Below are 17,995 nucleotides of genomic sequence, written 5' to 3'. Positions count from 1 at the left end.
GCGGACGGACTGAGTCTTAGCGGCGCTTCTTCGGGGCCCGTTTCATGGCAGCGGTGGCGGCGGCCACGGGGCCTTCGGTTTCCGGCTCGGCAACCGTTCCGCGGGCCTTCGCGATCGCTTTCATGCCGTGGTAGATCACCAGGGCAGCAGCTGAGCCGAGGGCGATGCCGGTGAACTTCAGGTCCCCGATGGTCCAGGTGTAGTCCGCGATACCAATGATCAGCGCCACGGCCGCCGTCGTCAGGTTGATCGGGTTTGAGAAGTTCACCTTGTTCTGGACCCAGATCTTGACGCCCAGGACGCCGATCATGCCGTAGAGCATCGTCGCCGCGCCGCCCAGCACGCCGGCAGGGACGGTGGCGATCACTTCGCCGAATTTCGGCGAGAAGCTCAGCACCACGGCGAAGATACCGGCCACCCAGTAGGCCGCCGTCGAATAGACCTTCGTAGCCGCCATCACGCCGATGTTTTCCGCGTAGGTCGTGGTCCCGGATCCGCCGCCCATACCGGCCAGCACCGTGGCGGCGCCGTCGGCCATCAGCGCGCGCCCGGAGACGCCGTCGAGGTTCTGCCCGGTCATGGCGGACACGGACTTCACATGGCCGATGTTCTCCGCCACCAGCACCAGCACCACCGGCACGAACAGGCCTACGACGCCGAGGTGGAACTCAGGGGTCTGGAAGAACGGCAGTCCCAGCCAGGCCGCGGTGTCCACCTTGGCGAAGTCCACTTCGCCGCGGATCATTGCGACCACGTAGCCCACCACGACGCCGACGAGGATGCTGAGTCGGCCGAGGATGCCGCGGAAGAAGACGCTGACGACGATGATCGTGGCCAGGGTGATGAGGGCCGTGACCGGGGCGGCGTCGAAGTTGTTCTTCGCTGCGGGGGCCAGGTTGAGGCCGATGAGTCCCACGATTGCGCCGGTCACGATGGGCGGCATCAGGCGGTTGATCCACCCGGCCCCGAACTTCTGCACCACCGCGCCGATGACTGCCAGCCCGACGCCGGCCAGCACCACGCCGCCCAGCGCGCCGGCGACGCCGTACTGCTGCTGCGAGGCCATGATCGGCGCGATGAACGCGAAACTGGACCCGAGGTAGCTCGGCACCTGGCCCTTGGTGATCACCAGGAACAGCAGCGTGCCGATGCCTGAGAAGAAAAGCGTCGTTGCCGGCGGCATGCCGGTGATGATCGGGACCAGGAAAGTGGCGCCGAACATGGCGACAACGTGCTGCATTCCGACGCCAATAGTCAGGGGCCAGGCAAGGCGCTCATCCGGCTTCACGACCTCGCCGGGGCGGATGGACTTGCCGTTGCCGTGGAGCTTCCATTTGGTACCGAGCATGCTCATTGCCGGAGGCCTTTCAAAGAAATGTATGGCGGGGCGGGAAGGAATCTTCCGGAGCAACTTTACCGCGCCGGTGTTTCCGGCATGCTTCCCCGGAAGCGGTGCTGTGCCGGACGTCACGGGGAGTTACGGGAAGCATGAGACGTAGGTTGAAGTTGCAATGATTGAGAGCAGTGAGTGGCCGCCGCCCAGGCGGACACATCCAGCGAAAGGGATGCCCATGACCATCGCCCATGACGAAGCAGTAATCGACGCCGCCGCAGTGGACGCCATCTTTGCGGAGGCCCGCACCGCCAACACCTTCACCGGCGAGGTCACCGACGAGCAGGCCCGGGCCATCTACGAACTCACCAAGTTCGGTCCCACCGCCTTCAACTCGCAGCCGCTGCGCGTAACCTACGTCCGGTCTGCGGAAGCCCGCGCCACGTTGGTCGAAACCCTCTCCAACGGCAACCGCGCCAAGACTGCCACTGCGCCGCTCGTTGCAGTGCTCAGCTATGACACCTCCTGGCAGGAGCGGTGGGACAACTTCCTGCCCGGCTATAACGCACCCAAGGCCATGTACGACGCCGCCCCGGACCTCGCCGCTGCCACCGGCAACAACAACGCGCACCTGCAGGCCGGGTACTTCATCCTCGCAGTCAGGTCCCTGGGCTTCGCCGCCGGACCGATGACGGGCGCGGACTTCACCGCGATTGACCAGGCTTTCTTCCCCGACGGCGACCAGAAGAGCTTCCTCGTGGTCAACATCGGCCAGCCGGCAGCTGACGCCTGGGGTGCCGCGAAGCCTAAGTTCGCTTATGAGGACGTCGTCCGCACGGTCTGACAGCAAGGCCCACGCGGCCGCGCCCCGGCGTCGGGCCGGCACAGAAGTTCCCCCGGCGCCGGGCTGACGCGGAAGTGCCCTGAACTAGCGACGCGGAAGTGCCCCCGGCACCATGGGGGACAGGCCGGAGGCACTCGGGATGCAATTCTGCGGTTGAACGCAAGGCCGCATCCGGGGCCGCTTCCCAGTTTAGTCCGCATCGGGGCGTAACCACAGGGCCTCCGGTTGGCTTGGTGCTGGAGACTGTGGTGCTGCACCACGGGACGCCCCGCGGTCCAAAAGGTCACATCGGAGACGGTGATCACATATCGTGCTGCGGGGTGCAATACTGAGGGCACCTGCGGCGCGGAGTCGGCGCAAATCGGGCAATTGCGAGCGGACCGGGGGGCCACTACATGATGCTGGACACCGCAACCCTGCGGGTCGCCTTGGCGGTAGTCGATCTGACCCTGCTGCTGCTTTTTTACTTCATCACTTTCCGCCGGACACGCTCGGCCTACAGCGGCTGGTGGTGCCTGGCGCTGCTGTTGTTCCTGTCCGGCAACGCGGCCTATCTCCTGGACGGTACGCCATACCAAATCTGGGGCAACCCGCTCGGGAACGTGCTCCTCGTCGCGGGCGCGGCCAGTATCTGGGCGGGGGCGCGGTCGCTTCGGACGAGGGTTCCCAGTCTCTGGTACCTCGCGGCCGGCCCGGCAGTCACGGCACTGGCCTCGGCCCTGGACCAGCCGGCCACCAATGTGTGGTCCGGTGCGCCCGCCTATCTGGGCTTTATGGGCCTGCTCATCGGCCTCGGCTGCCGGGAACTGATCCTGTTGGACCGGCAATTTTCGCGTGTGCACCTCACCTTGGCGGTGGGTTCCGGCATTCTGGCGACGTTCTACCTGGGCCGCCTGGCTGTCTTTCTGGCGGAGGGCCAGGACGGACCGCTGTTCCAGTCCGTCTTCGGCTCCGTGGCGATGACGGTATTTTCCATCGTGATCATGGTCGTGGCGTCCTTCACGATGGCGGAGTTGAGTTACGAGCAGCAGACCCGGGACCTCCGGGCCCGCGCGACAGTGGACGGGCTCACCGGGCTGCTGAACCGCACGGCATTTCTGGACCTCGCGAGGGACGAGCTGCGGCGCCTCAACCGGGGCCGGACCTCTGCGTCGCTGATCCTGGCGGATCTGGACCATTTCAAGGCCATCAACGACGAGTATGGCCACTCGGCGGGTGACACTGCGCTGCAGGTGTTCGCGGATGCCTGCACGGCGACGGTCCGTTCCACCGATCTCGTGGGCCGCTATGGCGGCGAGGAATTCATCATGCTTCTGCCGGGCGTGACGCCGGAACGGGCCGGCGAAATCGCCGGCGACATCAGCGCCCGGCTGCATGCCGCGGCGTCGCCGGTGATCCCGCGGCTTCCCACGTCGAGTTACGGCATCACGTCCACCGCGCCGGGCCGGGTCGACCTTGATGCCCTCATCGCATCCGCGGATGCCGCGCTTTACCGTGCCAAGACGCTGGGTAGGGACCGTTCGGTGCTGGCCGGCAGCCTCGAGGAAGATTCGGCCTGAGCGACCCGGCCGGGGACCCCGCCCGCTTGTGGCGAGGCTGCCCGGCTGGGGCAGCGGGGGTTAGGAGATGACCCCGTCCACCAGCGCTTTGGCCTCGGCCTGGACCTGCTTGAGGTGCTCTGCCCCCTTGAAGGACTCGGCGTAGATCTTGTAGACATCCTCGGTGCCGGAAGGCCGTGCCGCGAACCAGGCGTTCTCGGTGACCACCTTGAGGCCGCCGATCGAGGCCCCGTTGCCCGGAGCTTCCGTCAGCTTGGCGGTAATGGTTTCACCTGCGAGTTCCGTGGCGGTGACGTCCGACGAGGAGAGCTTGCCGAGGGCCGCTTTCTGCTCCCGGGTGGCAGCGGCGTCGATCCGGGCGTAGACCGGGTCGCCGAACTGGTCCGTGAGTCCCTTGTACAGCTGCGACGGCGACTTGCCCGTGACCGCAGTGATCTCTGACGCCAGCAGGGCCAGCAGGATGCCGTCCTTGTCCGTGGTCCAGACGCTGCCGTCCATCTTGTTGAAGGAGGCGCCGGCGGATTCCTCCCCGCCGAAGGCCCCTTCGCCGGAGAGCAGCCCGGGGACGAACCACTTGAAGCCCACGGGGACTTCCACGAGTTTGCGGCCCAGGCTCTCGGCCACGCGGTCGATGATCGAGGACGACACGAGGGTCTTGCCGATCACAGACTGCGGGTTCCAGCCGGTCCGGTGCCGGTAGAGGTAGTCGATTGCGACGGCGAGGTAGTGGTTCGGGTTCATCAGCCCGCCGTCCGGTGTCACGATCCCGTGCCGGTCGGCGTCGGCGTCATTGCCGGTGGCGATATCGAACGCCGTTGTGCCGGAACCGGCCTCCGCCATCCTGTTGATCAGCGAGGCCATCGCCGACGGCGAGGAGCAGTCCATCCGGATCTTCTCGTCCCAGTCGAGGGTCATGAAGGCCCACTGCGGGTCGACAGTGGGGTTGACCACCGTGAGGTTCAGGTGGTGGCGCTCGCCGATCTCGCCCCAGTAGTCCACCGACGCGCCGCCCATCGGGTCGGCGCCGATCCGGACCCCGGCGTCGCGGATCGCGTTGAGGTCCAGGACCGAGGGGAGGTCGTCCACGTAGCTGCTGAGGAAGTCGAACTTGCCCGTGGTGCCGGCGCTGAGGGCCTCCGCGATGGGAATCCGCTTCAGCCCGCGCAGGCCGTTTTCCAGCAGTTCGTTGGCGCGGTTGGCGATCCAGCCGGTGGCGTCCGTGTCGGCGGGTCCGCCGTGCGGGGGGTTGTACTTGAAGCCGCCGTCGCCGGGCGGGTTGTGGCTGGGGGTCACCACAATGCCGTCCGCTTGCGGAGCGCCGGAGGGGGAGTTGTTGTTATGCGTCAGGATGGCATGGCTGAGCGACGGCGTGGGCGTATAGCCGTGGCGGGCGTCGATCAGGACATTGACGCCGTTGGCCGCGAGGACTTCCAGGGCGGAGTTCTGCGCCGGCTCGCTCAGGGCATGGGTGTCCTTCGCGAGGTACAGCGGGCCGGTGATGCCCTGACCTGCCCGGTACTCCACAATCGCCTGGGTGATGGCGAGAATATGGGGTTCGTTGAAGGACGCCTTCAAACTCGAACCACGGTGTCCGGAGGTGCCGAACGCCACCCGTTGCCCGGGGTCACCCAGATCCGGGGAAACGTCATAGTACGCATCCAGGAGCGCAGTGAGATCAACAAGGTCTTGGGGTTGGGCAACAGTGCCCGCGCGGCTAGCCATGGCACCAGCATGCCAGAAGGGCGCGAACCACGACATGATTACGGCCCCTGTGACGCCGAAATATCCTGCGCAGCACAACGCGACGGCGGTAGGCTGAAATCCAGAGACGTCCAAAGGGGGAAAACCGTGACTGACCAGCCGAAACCCGACCAAGACGGGACGCCGGAGGGCTACCAGCCGCCGTCGTACATTCCCGGGCAGGAGTCCGACGCCCCGGCGCCGCCTGAGGCGAAGAAGTTTGACACGATGAAAATCGAGCAGCCGGGCTACGGTCAGCAGCCGTACGGGACTCCGGGGCAGTCCGGGGAGCAGTATGGCCAGCCGGCTTCCGGCTACAGCCAGCCGACCGACCCGTATGGCACGCCTTACGGTGCGGCGCCCCAGCAGCCGTTCGGCCAGCAGCCCTACGGCCAGCAGCCTCCCCTCCAGCAGCCCTATGGCGCGCCGGCTCCTTATGGCCAGCAGCCCTATGGCCAGCCGGGCAGCCCGTTCAACGCGTACGGGCAGCCGAGTTATTACGGGGTGCCGCCGGAGCCCAAGAGCCTGAGCATCGCCAGCCTGTGCTGCGGCATCGCCGTCTTCCTGGGGCTGGGCTTTTTCCTGCTGCCGCAGCTCGCGGCAGTCATCCTCGGGCACATGGCGCTCAAGCGCGAGCCGTCGGGCAGGGGCATGGCCATTGCCGGCCTGGTGATGGGCTACGTGGGGCTCGCGCTGACCGTCCTGGTGATCATGGTCATCGTGCTGGGGCTGGCCCTCGGTGCCTCCTCCGGGACGTACTACGGGGCTTAGGCTCCCCGGTCAGCGATCCTGCCAGCCAGTCAGACGGCGGTCTCAGGAGACCTCCGACAGCAGACGCGCAACGGCGGAGCTGACCGCCCGGCGGAAGCCGTCGTGCCCGGAAACCTCGTCCGGAAAGACGGACCGCAGGCCCAGCAGCCGGTCGGGCAGTCCGGACTCGGACCCGGCGGCGGCCTGGCGCAGGCTCGCCGCCAGGGGATCGTCCAGCGGGAGCGGCTTTCCGTTGACGTCGTGCCCGCGGAAGACGAACACCATCCAGGCGGCGACAAGCAGCGCCCCGTATTCGGGCACAGCGCCGCCGGCCAGCCGGTCCGCGACCGTGCCGAGCACCCGGACCGGCAGTTTCTGGGATCCGTCCATCGCGACCTGGATGGTGGTGTGCCCCAGGTTGGGGTTTGCGAAGCGGCTGAGGATCGATTCGCCGTACTCCTCGAGGTCCAGTCCGAGCGGCGGGGTGAGCGTGGGGATAACGTCGTCGCGCTGCAGCCCGCGGGCGGCGCCGGCCAGGGACTCGTCGCCGACGGCTTCGGCGATGGTGGCATAACCCCGCAGCGCGCCCAGATAGGCCAGCAGCGAATGCGTGGCGTTGAGCATCCGCAGTTTGGCGACCTCGTAGGGGCCGACGTCGTCAGTCAGGACCGCCCCAGCACGCTCCCAGTGGGGGCGGGGGACCAGGAAGTGGTCTTCGATCACCCACTGGCCGAAGGGTTCGGCGACGACCAGCCCTTCGTCACGCACCCCGAGGATCCGTTCCGCCTCGGTCCGGTTGGCCGCCGTCGTCGCCGGAACAATCCGGTCCACCATGGTGGAGGGAAACGTGACCGAGTCCTGGAGCCAGTCCAGCAGGCCATCGGCGCCCGCGGCTCCGGCCAGGGCATGAAGGAGGCCGCGGGTGACCCGGCCGTTGGACATGAGGTTGTCACAGCACACGACGGCGAATGGCGCCCCGGACGCGGCATAGCGCCGGGCCAGGCCACGCCCCAGGAGGCCCAGGGGCGTGTGCGCGGCCCCGGTGACTGAGCGGCCCGCGAGCTCGGACGTGAGAGCCGCAATGTCCGCCGCGACCGCGGGATTGGAGGCATCCAGTCCGCCGTTGGGAAGGCGCGGATACCCCTTTTCCGTAATGGTCAGCGACGCGAGGTGAACATCGTCCGACGCCAGCGCCTGCAGCACCACTTCGGAATCGGCACCCGGGAAGACCACCTTGCGCAAAGACCCAACCAGACGGAGTGATTCCGCATCGCGTGCCTTGGTGAGGACGGAATACAGCCCGTCCTGCGGGCCCAGCTGTTCGGCCACCCTCGCCGACCGGCCGGTGACGCCGAGGATTCCCCAGCGGGTTTCGCCGGCTGCCGCCGCGGCGTCCTCGGTGTAGACGGCCTGGTGCGCCCGGTGGAACGCGCCGACGCCGAAGTGGACCATTCCCGTGCTCAGCGCGCGGGGGTCGACGGCAGGTCCGGCGACAGTCGGCCGTCCGCTGGTCGCAGCCAGTGACGCCAGGGACAGCCGCGCCGTCGTCGTGGGAGTTCCTGTGGACATGGCGTGACCTTTCAACGGAGGGCGGGGGAGGCGGTATCCGGGCGGAACCCGGTGCCCGTTCAGTCGGTGTCTTCGCGGATCTGCGAGACGAGCTGGGTCGGATTGACGAACCTGAGCGCCACGACCAGCATCAGCATCATTATCAGCATGTAGACCACGGCCATCGCATCTACCGACTGTTGCGCGCGGATGCCGGCACCGGTCATGGCCGTGAAGAGTGCCACCACGAGCGTGTCCGAGGTGGAGTCCGACGTCAGGAAGGTCAGTTCGAACATGCCCACTGTGCGCACCAGCACCAGAACCGCGGCGGCGAGGATCCCGGGAATCAGCAGCGGCGCCAGGATCTTCGTGAACAGCCGGAGCATGTTGGCTCCGCACATCCGGGCAGCGGATTCGATCGATGGGTTGATCTGCTCGATGAAGGGCGTCATGGTCAGGATGACGAACGGGATGGACGGGACGAGGTTGGCGAGGATGACGCCGGTCAGTCCCGGGGCCAGGTGGTAATACGTCAGCAACGTGGCCAGTGGGATGCCGTAGGTGATGGGCGGCATCATGATGGGCAGCAGGAAGATCAGCATCAGGATGCTCTTGCCTGGGAAGTTGCGCCGGGCCAGCACGTAGGATGCCGGCGCGCCGATCAGCACGGAGATGCCGACGACGGCGACGGAGACCGTCAGCGTGGTGCCGATGACCTGGCCGAGGTCGTACTCCTTCCAGGCTTCGGCGTACCAGGTGGCGGTGTAGCCGGAGGGCATCCAGGTGTCGAACCATTCGCGGGCAAAGGAGTTGACCACCACCGACGATACGACGCCGAGCAGCAGGAGCAGGAAGATCGTCATGCCGCCCCAGATCAGGAAGGTCCCGGGGGAGGCCGCCAGGGGGCGCTTGGCCGCGGCCGGCCCCGCTTTCGGGGTTCGTTTCAGCGTGAGACTCATCAGCCTTTACCTCCGGTGGATCCTTTGTACATCCGTGAACGCCAGATCAGCACCAGGACGATGACGATCAGTTCGACCGCGCCCATAACGATGGCCGCCGCGGACGCGAGCGGATAGTCGAACTGTTGGCCCCACGCGTTGTAGGCAACGTAGGCGATGACGCGGGTGGAGCCGGACGGATCGCCCACCAGGATCGCGGAGGGGAAGACACTGAAGGCCAGGACAAACGTCAGGCAGAACGTGATGGCAAGGCCCGGGGCCAGCAGTGGCAGGGTGATGCGGCGGAACCGTTGTTTCCAGTCGGCGCCGAGGGTCCGGGCGGCCGCCTCCAGCGACGGGTCGATGCCTGAGAGGTACGACAGGATCAGGAGGAAGGCGAACGGAAAACCGGAAATGATCAGCGACCACAGCACACCCCAGTAGTTCTGGACCAGCTGGAGCGGCTCGAACCCGAAGAGCCCCAGGAAGCGGTTCAGCCAGCCGCGCTGGCCAAAGAAGTTCAGCAGGCCTTCGGCCGTGAGGACGGTTCCCAGCGTGATCGGAATGACCAGCACCGTGGTCAGGGCGCGCTTGCCGCGAAACTTTCCGCGCATCTTGTAGGCGATCGGGACGGAGGCCAGCACGTTGATCAGGGCGGCGGGGACCGCAAGCTGCAGCGTCACCCAGATGGACTCCAGGCCCCGCACGGAAGGGTCGGTGAAGAACTTGGCATACGCGCCGAACAGGCCGCCGGTCTTCGGTTGGAAGGACAGACCCAGCCCGTAAATAAAGGGGTACACAAAGAGCACCAGGGCGAACACCAGGGCAGGCAGCAGCAGGAGCAGCAGCCTGTCGATGCCACGCTCAGCCAGTCGGTGGGAGAGTGCCGGCCGTGTACCGGGCGCCTGCTTCAGCTGGCCAGGTTTCTGCCCGGTCATGGTCACAGCACGGCCCCCTCAAGCTCCGGGACCGGAGTCGGGGCCCCGCCCAGCTCAGCGGGAAACACCAGGACGCGGTCGTGGGACGCGGTCAGGGTGACCCGCTGCCCCGGCTCGACATGCCGCGCCGTGCGCACGTGCAGGGCCTGTCCGTCATCAGCGCGTGCCTCGACGGCGAATTCCCGGCCCTGGTATTCGACCACCTCAACGGTGGCACTGATGCTCGCCAGCCCCTCCGGCGCCGTTCCTTCCGGCGCAATGTCGAAGTCCTCGGGCCGGAGCCCCACCTTCACAGCGTCGCCGGCGCGGAGAGCATCCTTGGCGGAGCCGGTCAAGGTTGTTCCCAGTACCGAGACGGTCACGGCGGCGCCCTGCACCCGTTCCACCACACCCTCGAGCAGATTGCGGTACCCCATGAAGTCGGCCACGTGCCAGTTCACCGGATGCTCGTGCAGCTCCCGTGGCGTGCCCACCTGCTGCACCTCGCCCAGGCGGAGCACGACCAGCCGGTCGGCGAGGGACAACGCTTCCTCCTGGTCGTGCGTCACGTACAGCGTGGTCAGACCCAGCGACTGGTGCAGGCGGCGGATCTCGGTGCGCATTTCCAGCCGGAGTTTTGCATCCAGGTTGGACAGCGGCTCGTCCATCAGCACGAGCGGCGGGCGGAGCACCACCGCGCGCGCAATGGCGACGCGCTGCTGCTGGCCCCCGGACATTTGGCCGGGCAGCTTCGAAGCGTGCGGGCCCAGCTGCACGAGCTCAATCGCTTCCGCCACGCGTTTCTTGATTTCCGCCTTGGGAATGTTCCGCATTTCCAGTCCGAAGGCGATGTTCTTTTCCACGCTGAGATGCGGGAAAAGCGCGTAATTCTGGAACACCATGCCGAAGCCGCGTTTTTCCGGCGGCAGCTGGTCGATCTGCTTGCCATCCATCAGGATGCGGCCGCCGGTCAGCGGCAACAGGCCCGCCAGGCAGTTCAGCGCCGTTGACTTGCCGCAACCCGAAGGGCCGAGGAGGGCGATGAATTCGCCGCTCCGGATGGACAGGTTGAGGTCCCGGAGCGCGTTCTGGCCGCCGAAGGAGCGGGCCACATTTTCAAGTTCGAGGGTCTCGAAACTGCTCGCGTGGATGCTCACTTTTTCTGTTCGACCTTTCCGGTGGCCACCTGCGTGTCCCAGGTGTCAAAGGCTTTGACGATTGCCGCGGCGTCGATCGGGGTGGCCTTGGGGTTGTCCTTGATCAGGGCGTCGTATTCGGGACGGCCGAACTTCGTGATGACGTCCTGGCTTGCCTGCGGGGCGAGGCTGACGCTGACGTCCTTGATCGCCGGGCCGGGGTAGAAGTAGCCGGTGTCGTAGGTCTTGGCCTGCTGCTCCGGCGTCAGGGCGTACTGCAGGACCCGGAGGATCGCGGACATCTTGTCCGCCGAGACGCCCTTGGGCACCGCAGCGTACTGGGCGTCAGTGACCCAGGTGAACCCCTCGAGGGCCTGGGTCTTGAAGTTCTCCGGGACCTGGCCCAGGGCGCGGGGGTTGATGTCCCAGCCGGTGGTGGTCACCGCCATGTCCCAGGTGCCGTTCTTGAGGTTGTTCATCGTGACGCCGGTGCCGGTCGGGTAACTGGTCACGGACTCATTCAGCTGCTTCAGGTAGTCCCAGGTCTTGGTCCAGCCCTTGACCGGGTCCTTGGGGTCCGAGTCGCCGAGGATGTACGGCAGACCCATCAGGAAAGTCCGGCCCGGGCCGGAGTTGGCCGGACGCGCATAGCCGAAGCGGCCCGGGTGCTCCTTGGCCCAGGTCAGCAGCTCTGCAGCGGTGGTGGGCGGGTTGGGGACCTTGTCCGGGTTGTATTCCAGCAGCGGGCCGGACGGGTAGTACGTCAGCGCCACGGCCTGGTCTTCAGCGAGCTTCTGCATTTCTGCGGCGGGCTCCTGGTAGTTGGCCATGTTGCCGAGCCGGTCCTTGTAGTCCTTGGCTATAGGGGCGAACAGGCTTTCGCTGATGCCGGCCGCCAGCCCGTCGGTGCCGGTGAGCACGAGGTCGATCTTCAGGTTTCCCGCCTGCTGCTGCGCCTTCACCTTGCCGGCCATGTCCGGAGCGCCGGCCGTTTCCCAGGTCACGGCGGAAATGATGTCCGGGTGGTCTTTTGCGAACTGGTCGAAGATGGCGCCGGTGAGTTGTTTGTTGCCAGCCACGTCCAGGATGTTCAACGTCACGGCCTTGGCAGGCTTTTCGGGGACGCTGCCGGCGGACAGCGTCGCTGCCGCCGCGCCGTCACTGCCCGGAGCCCCGCAACCGGTGGCAAGCAGCGCGGCCGCTCCAAGGGTGGCGGACCACTGGATTCTTCTAGATGCTCGCATGCGATTTCCTTTCGTTGCGTCCGGCAGCACTGCCGGACGGGCGCTCTGGTGCGGAGGACGGAGGGACGGCTGTGGATTGCCGGACGACAAGTTCGATCGGCAGGTTTTCCGGGGGGCGGGTCGGGGCGGAAGAGGAGAGGCTGTCAACCAGAAGGTCGACGGCGGACAGGCCCACCCTGCGCAGCGGTGCCCGCACGGTGGTGAGGGCGGGTGAGACCAGGGTCGCGGCGTTGATGTCGTCGATGCCCACGACACTCATGTCGCCGGGGACGTCGATGCCGCGGGCGTTCAGCCGGGCCATGAGCCCCAATGCCACCAGGTCGTTGTAGGCGAGGACGGCGGTGACCCCCGCCGCCACGGCGAGGTCGGCTGCGGACTGCCCGCCGCCGAAAACCGGGGCGAAGGAGCCCAGCGAAATGACCTCCAGCCCGCTGAGACCGGGGACAACCTTTTCAATGCCGATCCGCCGCTGGCCGTCGGACCAGGACCCGGTAGGCCCGCCCGCGTAGCCCACGTGCCGGTGTCCCAGGGCGTGGAGGTGTTCCAGGGCCTGCCGGACGATTTCCCCGTCATTCAGGGTGATGTGCGGCAGCCCGTCCATGGTCCGGTTGATCAGCAACACCGGGGTATCGCCCACCAGGGATGCCAGATCCGGATCGGACATCCGCGAGGAACAAAGGATGAGGCCGTCCACCTGGGGTTTGAGTTTGCGGACGAGTTCGAGCTCAAGCCGCGCGTCCTCGTCGGAGTCAGCCACGAACACCGAGTAGCCGGCGGTCAGGGCCCTGGCCTGGACGCCCTTCGTGACGGATGCGAAGTACGGGTTTTCGAGATCCGGTACAACGAGCCCCAACGTTCCCTTGCGTCCCGTTACGAGGCCTCGGGCTGCCTTGTTCGGGGTATAGCCCATCTCCCGGGACTTCTCGATGATTTGCTGCCGGGTTCGCGGCGCCACGAGATCGGAGGAGGACAGCGCCCGCGAGACGGTGGACGGCGATACGCCCAGCGCCTTGGCCACGTCCCGAACTGTGATGGATCCCTTCATGGATGCTTCGCCTAACGTCGTTGTCGAGAAGCCGTGATGTGCGGTACACCACATCCTGCAATCGTTTGCATTTACCTGTCAAGACTTGCAACGACTTTTCCTTATAAACATCCGAATAGCCGCCCTGGAATTCCCAATGAATCCAAAAATCATTGATTTCTTGGGGAGTCGGGGGCATATTGATACGTAGTTCAAATGCTGAATTTGTTGCATTTTGTTTCATAGGAGAGGCAAATTATGACTGAGACCCCGAAATGGGCGATCGATCCGGACCGCGCCCTTCCAGTCGATCCCGCAACCCGCGGCACCGCCCGGGAGATCTATGGTGCGGTGGCAGCGCTGCCGATCGTATCCATGCACGGCCACGTCGAAGCCGAGGTGTTCGTGGACAACGACTTCTTCGGGAACCCCTCCGACCTCCTGATTACGCCGGACCACTATCTGGTCCGGATGCTGGTCTCGCAGGGATACACGCCGGGGCAGCTTGGCGTGGCGTCCCGCCACGACCAGTCGCTGACCGAGCGGGACCCGCGGACGATCTGGCGGCACTTTTGCGAGAACTGGAAGCTGTTCCGCGGTACACCGACCCGCTACTGGCTTGAGCACGAACTGGCCGTGGTCTTTGGCGCGGAACTGCAGCCCTCAGCTGCCACTGCCGACGCGCTGTACGACCAGATAGCAGCCTCCCTGCAGACCGAGGCGTTCCGCCCCCGCGCCCTGCTGGACCGCTTCAACGTGGAAATTCTCGCGACCACCGATTCGGCCCTGTCGGATCTCTCCGCGCACAACAAACTCAGCGATCTCCTCGGGCCGGGCCGGGTCGTCCCGACCTTCCGTCCGGATTCCCTCCTGCACGTCGACCATGCCCGGTGGCAGGAGGAAGTCCGGATGCTGTCCGAGGTCTCCGGCGTGGAGGTGGCCGACTACGGGTCCTTCCTGTCCGCGCTCCGGCAGCGGCGGGACGCCTTTCTTGCCGCCGGGGCGAGGGCCACGGATCACGGCCATCTGCTGGCGGACACGACTCCGCTGCCGGCCTCGGAGGCGCAGCGGGTCTTCGCCGCGGCCCTCCGCGGGGAGGCCACCCCGGAGGAGGCCCAGGCGTTCTCCGCCAACATGCTCTGGGAGATGGCGCGGATGTCCGCCGAAGACGGCCTCGTCATGCAGCTTCACCCAGGCGTGCTGCGCAACCATTGCCACGGCGTCTACGACTCCTACGGGCCGGACAGCGGCTTCGACATTCCCGTCAAGGTTGAGTTCACCCGCTCCCTGCGGCCGCTGCTGGAGAGTTTCGGGATGAGCAAGGACTTCCGTCTGATCGCCTTCACCACTGACGAAACCGTCTACTCCCGCGAACTCGCGCCGCTGGCCGGCTGTTATCCGGCGATGAAACTCGGGGCACCCTGGTGGTTCCTGGACAGTCCCGAACAGATGCGGCGTTTCCGGGAGTCCGCCGTCGAAACCGCGGGCTTCTACAACACCAGCGGTTTCGTTGACGACACGCGGGCGCTGGCTTCCATCCCGGCACGCCACGATCTGTCCCGGCGGATCGACGCCGGTTACCTCGCCCGACTGGTCGCGGAGGGGCGCCTGGGTTTGGCGGAAGCCGTGGAAACCGCCGTCGACCTCTCCTACAACCTGCCGCTGCAGTCCTACGAGGCCCGCAAGTCCGGGGCCAAACCGTGACGATCCGTTCGGCCGAAAGGACGGTGCGTGGCTCGTGAACGGACCGGACGCCGCTGCAGCTGCGGCAACCATCGAGGGCTCAACCCTCAGGCTGGCGGAGGGTGATGAGGTGGCAGTGGCCACCCGCGACCTCACGCCCGGCACGATCCTCCGGGCCACGGACGGGACTCCCGAAGGGACTGCGCTGGAGGTGCACGCCCGTGTTCCGCGCGGACACAAAATAGCGCTCGCCGACGTGCCCGCCGGTTCGCCCGTCCATAAGTACGGCCAGTCGATCGGCCGTGCCCTCACCGACATCCGGCGCGGCGACCACGTCCATGTCCACAACCTCGGCATGGACGAGGTCCGCCAGGATTACGAGTTCGGCACCGCCCGCGTCACTCCGGGGGTCCCCGACGGCGGGCGGCCCACGTTCCAGGGGTACCGGCGGGCGAACGGGAAAGTGGGAACCCGGAACTACATCGGCATCCTGACTTCGGTGAACTGCTCGGCCAGCACGGCCCGAATGATCGCCGACCAGTTCCGCGGATCGGCGCTGGACGCCTACCCCAACGTTGACGGGGTCTTCGCCCTGACCCACGGGGGCGGCTGCGGCATGGTGCTGGGCAGCGCCGGGGCCGAGGTCCTGGTCCGCACGCTCCGGGGCTACGCCCAGCACCCCAACTTCGCCGGGCTCCTCGTCCTGGGGCTCGGCTGCGAAATGTTGCAGACAGAACGATTCATCGACGCGGACACCTCGGCCGGACTCATTGAACGGCTCACCATCCAGGATTCGGGCGGAATCCGGGCCACCGTCAAAGCCGGAGTCGCCCTGATCCAGCAGATGCTTCCGGTCATCGACAAGCTGCAGCGGGAAACCGTCGATGTCTCCGAACTTGTCCTCGGGCTGAACTGCGGCGGCTCGGACGGCTATTCGGGGATTACCGCCAACCCCGCGCTCGGCGTCGCCTCGGATCTGCTCGTGGCCTATGGCGGAACCTCAGTGCTCGCGGAAACCCCGGAGGTGTTCGGGGCCGAGCATCTCCTGACCCGCCGGGCGGTTTCGCCCGAAGTGGGCCGGCGGCTGCTGGACCGGCTCGCCTGGTGGCAGGACTACGCCGCCGCCGGGGGAGGAAGCCTGGACAACAATCCTTCGCCAGGGAACAAAGCCGGCGGCCTGACCACCATCCTGGAGAAGTCGCTCGGCGCCGTCGCCAAGGCCGGCCAGGCCGAACTGTCCGCCGTCTACGAATACGCCGAACCCATCACCAGCCGCGGTCTCGTCTTTATGGACACCCCCGGCTACGACCCCGTCTCGGTGACCGGCATCGTGGCCGGCGGCGCCAACGTCGTGTGTTTCACCACCGGACGCGGATCCGTGTTCGGCTGCAAACCGGTCCCGAGCATCAAGCTGGGCACCAACACGGAGCTCTACAACAAAATGCCGGAGGACCTGGACGTGAACTGCGGCGTCATCGTGGACGGCGAGGCAACCGTGCAGGAGCTGGGGAAACAGATCTTCGCCCGCATCCTCGCGGTGGCTTCCGGCGAACAGACGGTCAGCGAAGAACTCGACCTCGGACAGGAAGAATTTGTGCCATGGCAATTGGGAACAGTGACATGACGTCCGGCCAGGGCCTGGAGCGCCCTGCTCCCAGCGCCATTCTGCTGCGCAACCCCGTGGTCGCCGTGCTGCGTGCCCGGCATGCCGGGGAATACGCGCCGGTCATCGCCGCGCTCGCGGACGGCGGCGTACGGTCCATCGAACTGACACTCAGCACGGCGGGAGTCTTTGAACTCCTGCCTGACCTGATCCGGGATTTCGGTGCTGAGGTGGAAATCGGCGTCGGCACCATCACCGGGACCGCGGAGGCTGAGGAGGCGCTCGACGCCGGAGCGCGGTTCCTCGTCACGCCGGTGACGGACCGTGACATCGTCCGCGCCGCCGTCCAACGCGGCGTCCCGGTCTTTCCCGGCGGCCTCACCCCTACGGAACTGTTTGCCGGCTGGCGTGCCGGCGCGACGGCGGTAAAGGTCTTCCCGGCTTCGACAGTAGGTCCGGGCTACCTTGCGCAGCTCCGCGGGCCGTTCCCTGACCTTCAGGTCATCCCCTCCGGTGGGGTGGCGATCGAGGACGCAGCCGCCTGGATCAGCGCCGGGGCCCTGGCGGTCAGCCTCGGCGGCCCGCTGCTTGGGGATGCCTTCAAAGGCGGCGACCTGGGCAAGCTGAGCGCCCGGGCGGCCGAAGTCAGCCGGCTGGTGGCAGCAGCCCTGCCGGCCCGGGGCGACCGTTGAGCAAGCAGCAGCCCGGTACGGTGCCCACGGTGGCCAGCGATGTTGTCACTTTCGGTGAGACCATGGCGCTGATGAAGGCCTCGACTCCGGGCCCCCTGGCGTTTACGGAATCCCTGCGCCTCGGCGTCGGCGGGGCCGAGAGCAATGTGGCCATCGCCCTGCGGCGCCTGGGCGCCTCCGTTTCCTGGGTGGGGCGGGCCGGGGCGGACAGCCTGGGTGACCTCGTCCTCCGCGAGCTCCTGGCGGAGGGACTGGACGTGGACTGCATCCGCGATCCCGGCGCGCCGACCGGCCTGATGATCAAGGAGCGCCGGACCAGCGAGACGGCCAAGGTCTGGTACTACCGGTCGGGCAGCGCCGGCTCAAGGCTGGCGCCTGGCGACATCCCGGTGGACAAGATCGCCAGCGCCCGGCTGCTGCACGTCACGGGCATTACGCCGGCGTTGTCCCCGCCGGCGGCTGAAGCGACCCGGTACGCCGTCGACTGCGCCAGGAAGGCCGGCACCCTGGTGTCCTTCGACCTGAACTACCGCTCCGCCCTGTGGTCCCGGGACGAGGCCGGGAAAGTCTTCAGGGAGCTGATCGGGCAGGCGGACATCGTTTTCGCGGGCGACGACGAGGCGGCAATCGCGGTCGGCGCGGCCGGCGACGCCCTCACCCTGGCCCAGCGGGTGGCCGAGCTCGGCCCCTCGCAGGTGGTCATCAAACTGGGCGCGGAGGGCTGCGCCGCCCTCGCCGGCGGCCGGACCTACCTCCAGCCGGCCATCCCCATCCGGGCGCTGGACACGGTTGGTGCCGGGGATGCCTTCGTCGGCGGGTACCTCGCCGAACTGCTGATGGGGGAACCGGTCGAACAGCGGCTCCTGACCGCGGTGAAGTCCGGCGCCTACGCCTGCCTCGTTTCAGGCGACTGGGAGGGTATGCCCCGGCGTGCGGAACTCGATTTGCTGGGCGCCCCGGAACCCGTGAGCCGCTAAGGCCGCT

General features: G+C 67.0%; 15 protein-coding genes. 7 read left to right on the top strand and 8 right to left on the bottom strand.

The window, feature by feature from the left end; translation table 11 throughout:
* Positions 1 to 16: 16 nt before the first annotated feature.
* On the bottom strand, positions 17 to 1,354 hold the full coding sequence (locus AC50YM_RS02170) for a uracil-xanthine permease family protein (protein ID WP_494955358.1): 1,338 nt from the start codon (positions 1,352 to 1,354) through the stop codon (positions 17 to 19).
* Between the two features lie 217 nt (positions 1,355 to 1,571).
* Between AC50YM_RS02170 and AC50YM_RS02165 the strand changes: the two genes are divergently transcribed.
* Together AC50YM_RS02165 and AC50YM_RS02160 are read left to right on the top strand one after the other, a co-directional pair.
* Entirely contained in the window at positions 1,572 to 2,177 is a 606-nt protein-coding gene (locus tag AC50YM_RS02165) for a malonic semialdehyde reductase (RefSeq protein WP_494955357.1), read from the top strand.
* 395 nt (positions 2,178 to 2,572) lie between these two features.
* Positions 2,573 to 3,736, top strand: a complete 1,164-nt coding sequence (locus AC50YM_RS02160) for a GGDEF domain-containing protein (protein ID WP_494955356.1) — start codon at positions 2,573 to 2,575, stop codon at positions 3,734 to 3,736.
* 60 nt (positions 3,737 to 3,796) lie between these two features.
* Here the strand turns inward: AC50YM_RS02160 and pgm are convergent, their stop codons facing one another.
* A complete protein-coding gene (gene pgm / locus AC50YM_RS02155; RefSeq protein WP_494955355.1) occupies positions 3,797 to 5,458 on the bottom strand; it encodes a phosphoglucomutase (alpha-D-glucose-1,6-bisphosphate-dependent) in 1,662 nt (553 codons plus the stop codon).
* A 126-nt stretch (positions 5,459 to 5,584) separates the two neighbouring features.
* Here pgm and AC50YM_RS02150 point away from each other — a divergent pair, with 126 nt between their 5' ends.
* Complete coding sequence (locus tag AC50YM_RS02150; RefSeq protein ID WP_494955354.1) at positions 5,585 to 6,247, top strand: DUF4190 domain-containing protein; 663 nt, start codon at positions 5,585 to 5,587, stop codon at positions 6,245 to 6,247.
* 42 nt (positions 6,248 to 6,289) lie between these two features.
* Here the strand turns inward: AC50YM_RS02150 and AC50YM_RS02145 are convergent, their stop codons facing one another.
* The 6 genes from AC50YM_RS02145 to AC50YM_RS02120 are packed head-to-tail and all read right to left on the bottom strand — an operon-like array spanning position 6,290 to position 13,054.
* Positions 6,290 to 7,795: a mannitol dehydrogenase family protein gene (locus AC50YM_RS02145; protein WP_494955353.1), complete on the bottom strand. Its 1,506-nt coding sequence runs from the start codon at positions 7,793 to 7,795 to the stop codon at positions 6,290 to 6,292.
* A gap of 59 nt (positions 7,796 to 7,854) precedes the next feature.
* A complete protein-coding gene (locus tag AC50YM_RS02140) occupies positions 7,855 to 8,733 on the bottom strand; it encodes an ABC transporter permease (protein WP_494955352.1) in 879 nt (292 codons plus the stop codon).
* Positions 8,733 to 9,650, bottom strand: a complete 918-nt coding sequence (locus AC50YM_RS02135; RefSeq protein ID WP_494955351.1) for an ABC transporter permease — start codon at positions 9,648 to 9,650, stop codon at positions 8,733 to 8,735. The genes AC50YM_RS02140 and AC50YM_RS02135 overlap by 1 nt, the downstream gene beginning before the upstream one ends.
* A gap of 2 nt (positions 9,651 to 9,652) precedes the next feature.
* A complete protein-coding gene (locus AC50YM_RS02130) occupies positions 9,653 to 10,786 on the bottom strand; it encodes an ABC transporter ATP-binding protein (RefSeq protein ID WP_494955350.1) in 1,134 nt (377 codons plus the stop codon).
* A complete protein-coding gene (locus tag AC50YM_RS02125) occupies positions 10,783 to 12,009 on the bottom strand; it encodes an extracellular solute-binding protein (protein WP_494955349.1) in 1,227 nt (408 codons plus the stop codon). The genes AC50YM_RS02130 and AC50YM_RS02125 overlap by 4 nt, the downstream gene beginning before the upstream one ends.
* Positions 11,996 to 13,054, bottom strand: coding sequence for a LacI family DNA-binding transcriptional regulator (locus AC50YM_RS02120; protein WP_494955348.1), 1,059 nt, complete (start codon positions 13,052 to 13,054; stop codon positions 11,996 to 11,998). Before AC50YM_RS02120 ends, AC50YM_RS02125 begins: the two co-directional genes overlap by 14 nt.
* Before the next feature lie 237 nt (positions 13,055 to 13,291).
* On the opposite strand from AC50YM_RS02120, the gene uxaC reads away from it, so the two are divergent.
* The 4 genes from uxaC to AC50YM_RS02100 are packed head-to-tail and all read left to right on the top strand — an operon-like array spanning position 13,292 to position 17,988.
* A complete protein-coding gene (gene uxaC, locus AC50YM_RS02115; protein WP_494955347.1) occupies positions 13,292 to 14,737 on the top strand; it encodes a glucuronate isomerase in 1,446 nt (481 codons plus the stop codon).
* A 34-nt stretch (positions 14,738 to 14,771) separates the two neighbouring features.
* Positions 14,772 to 16,340, top strand: a complete 1,569-nt coding sequence (locus AC50YM_RS02110) for a UxaA family hydrolase (RefSeq protein WP_494955346.1) — start codon at positions 14,772 to 14,774, stop codon at positions 16,338 to 16,340.
* Entirely contained in the window at positions 16,316 to 17,011 is a 696-nt protein-coding gene (locus tag AC50YM_RS02105) for a bifunctional 4-hydroxy-2-oxoglutarate aldolase/2-dehydro-3-deoxy-phosphogluconate aldolase (RefSeq protein WP_494955345.1), read from the top strand. Before AC50YM_RS02110 ends, AC50YM_RS02105 begins: the two co-directional genes overlap by 25 nt.
* A complete protein-coding gene (locus AC50YM_RS02100) occupies positions 17,008 to 17,988 on the top strand; it encodes a sugar kinase (protein WP_494955344.1) in 981 nt (326 codons plus the stop codon). Before AC50YM_RS02105 ends, AC50YM_RS02100 begins: the two co-directional genes overlap by 4 nt.
* The last annotated feature ends 7 nt before the right edge of the window (positions 17,989 to 17,995 follow it).

The organism is Pseudarthrobacter sp. RHLT1-30-1 (genome assembly GCF_059383415.1).
This window is presented reverse-complemented; position numbering and strand designations above follow the sequence as displayed.

What these genes read in the sequence shown, in the direction of transcription:
- AC50YM_RS02170 (WP_494955358.1), bottom strand. Translation starts at nt 1,354, where the DNA reads ATGAGCATGCTCGGTACCAAATGGAAGCTCCACGGCAACGGCAAGTCC.
- AC50YM_RS02165 (WP_494955357.1), top strand. Translation starts at nt 1,572, where the DNA reads ATGACCATCGCCCATGACGAAGCAGTAATCGACGCCGCCGCAGTGGAC.
- AC50YM_RS02160 (WP_494955356.1), top strand. Translation starts at nt 2,573, where the DNA reads ATGATGCTGGACACCGCAACCCTGCGGGTCGCCTTGGCGGTAGTCGAT.
- pgm (WP_494955355.1), bottom strand. Translation starts at nt 5,458, where the DNA reads ATGGCTAGCCGCGCGGGCACTGTTGCCCAACCCCAAGACCTTGTTGAT.
- AC50YM_RS02145 (WP_494955353.1), bottom strand. Translation starts at nt 7,795, where the DNA reads ATGTCCACAGGAACTCCCACGACGACGGCGCGGCTGTCCCTGGCGTCA.
- AC50YM_RS02140 (WP_494955352.1), bottom strand. Translation starts at nt 8,733, where the DNA reads ATGAGTCTCACGCTGAAACGAACCCCGAAAGCGGGGCCGGCCGCGGCC.
- AC50YM_RS02135 (WP_494955351.1), bottom strand. Translation starts at nt 9,650, where the DNA reads ATGACCGGGCAGAAACCTGGCCAGCTGAAGCAGGCGCCCGGTACACGG.
- AC50YM_RS02125 (WP_494955349.1), bottom strand. Translation starts at nt 12,009, where the DNA reads ATGCGAGCATCTAGAAGAATCCAGTGGTCCGCCACCCTTGGAGCGGCC.
- AC50YM_RS02120 (WP_494955348.1), bottom strand. Translation starts at nt 13,054, where the DNA reads ATGAAGGGATCCATCACAGTTCGGGACGTGGCCAAGGCGCTGGGCGTA.
- uxaC (WP_494955347.1), top strand. Translation starts at nt 13,292, where the DNA reads ATGACTGAGACCCCGAAATGGGCGATCGATCCGGACCGCGCCCTTCCA.
- AC50YM_RS02105 (WP_494955345.1), top strand. Translation starts at nt 16,316, where the DNA reads ATGGCAATTGGGAACAGTGACATGACGTCCGGCCAGGGCCTGGAGCGC.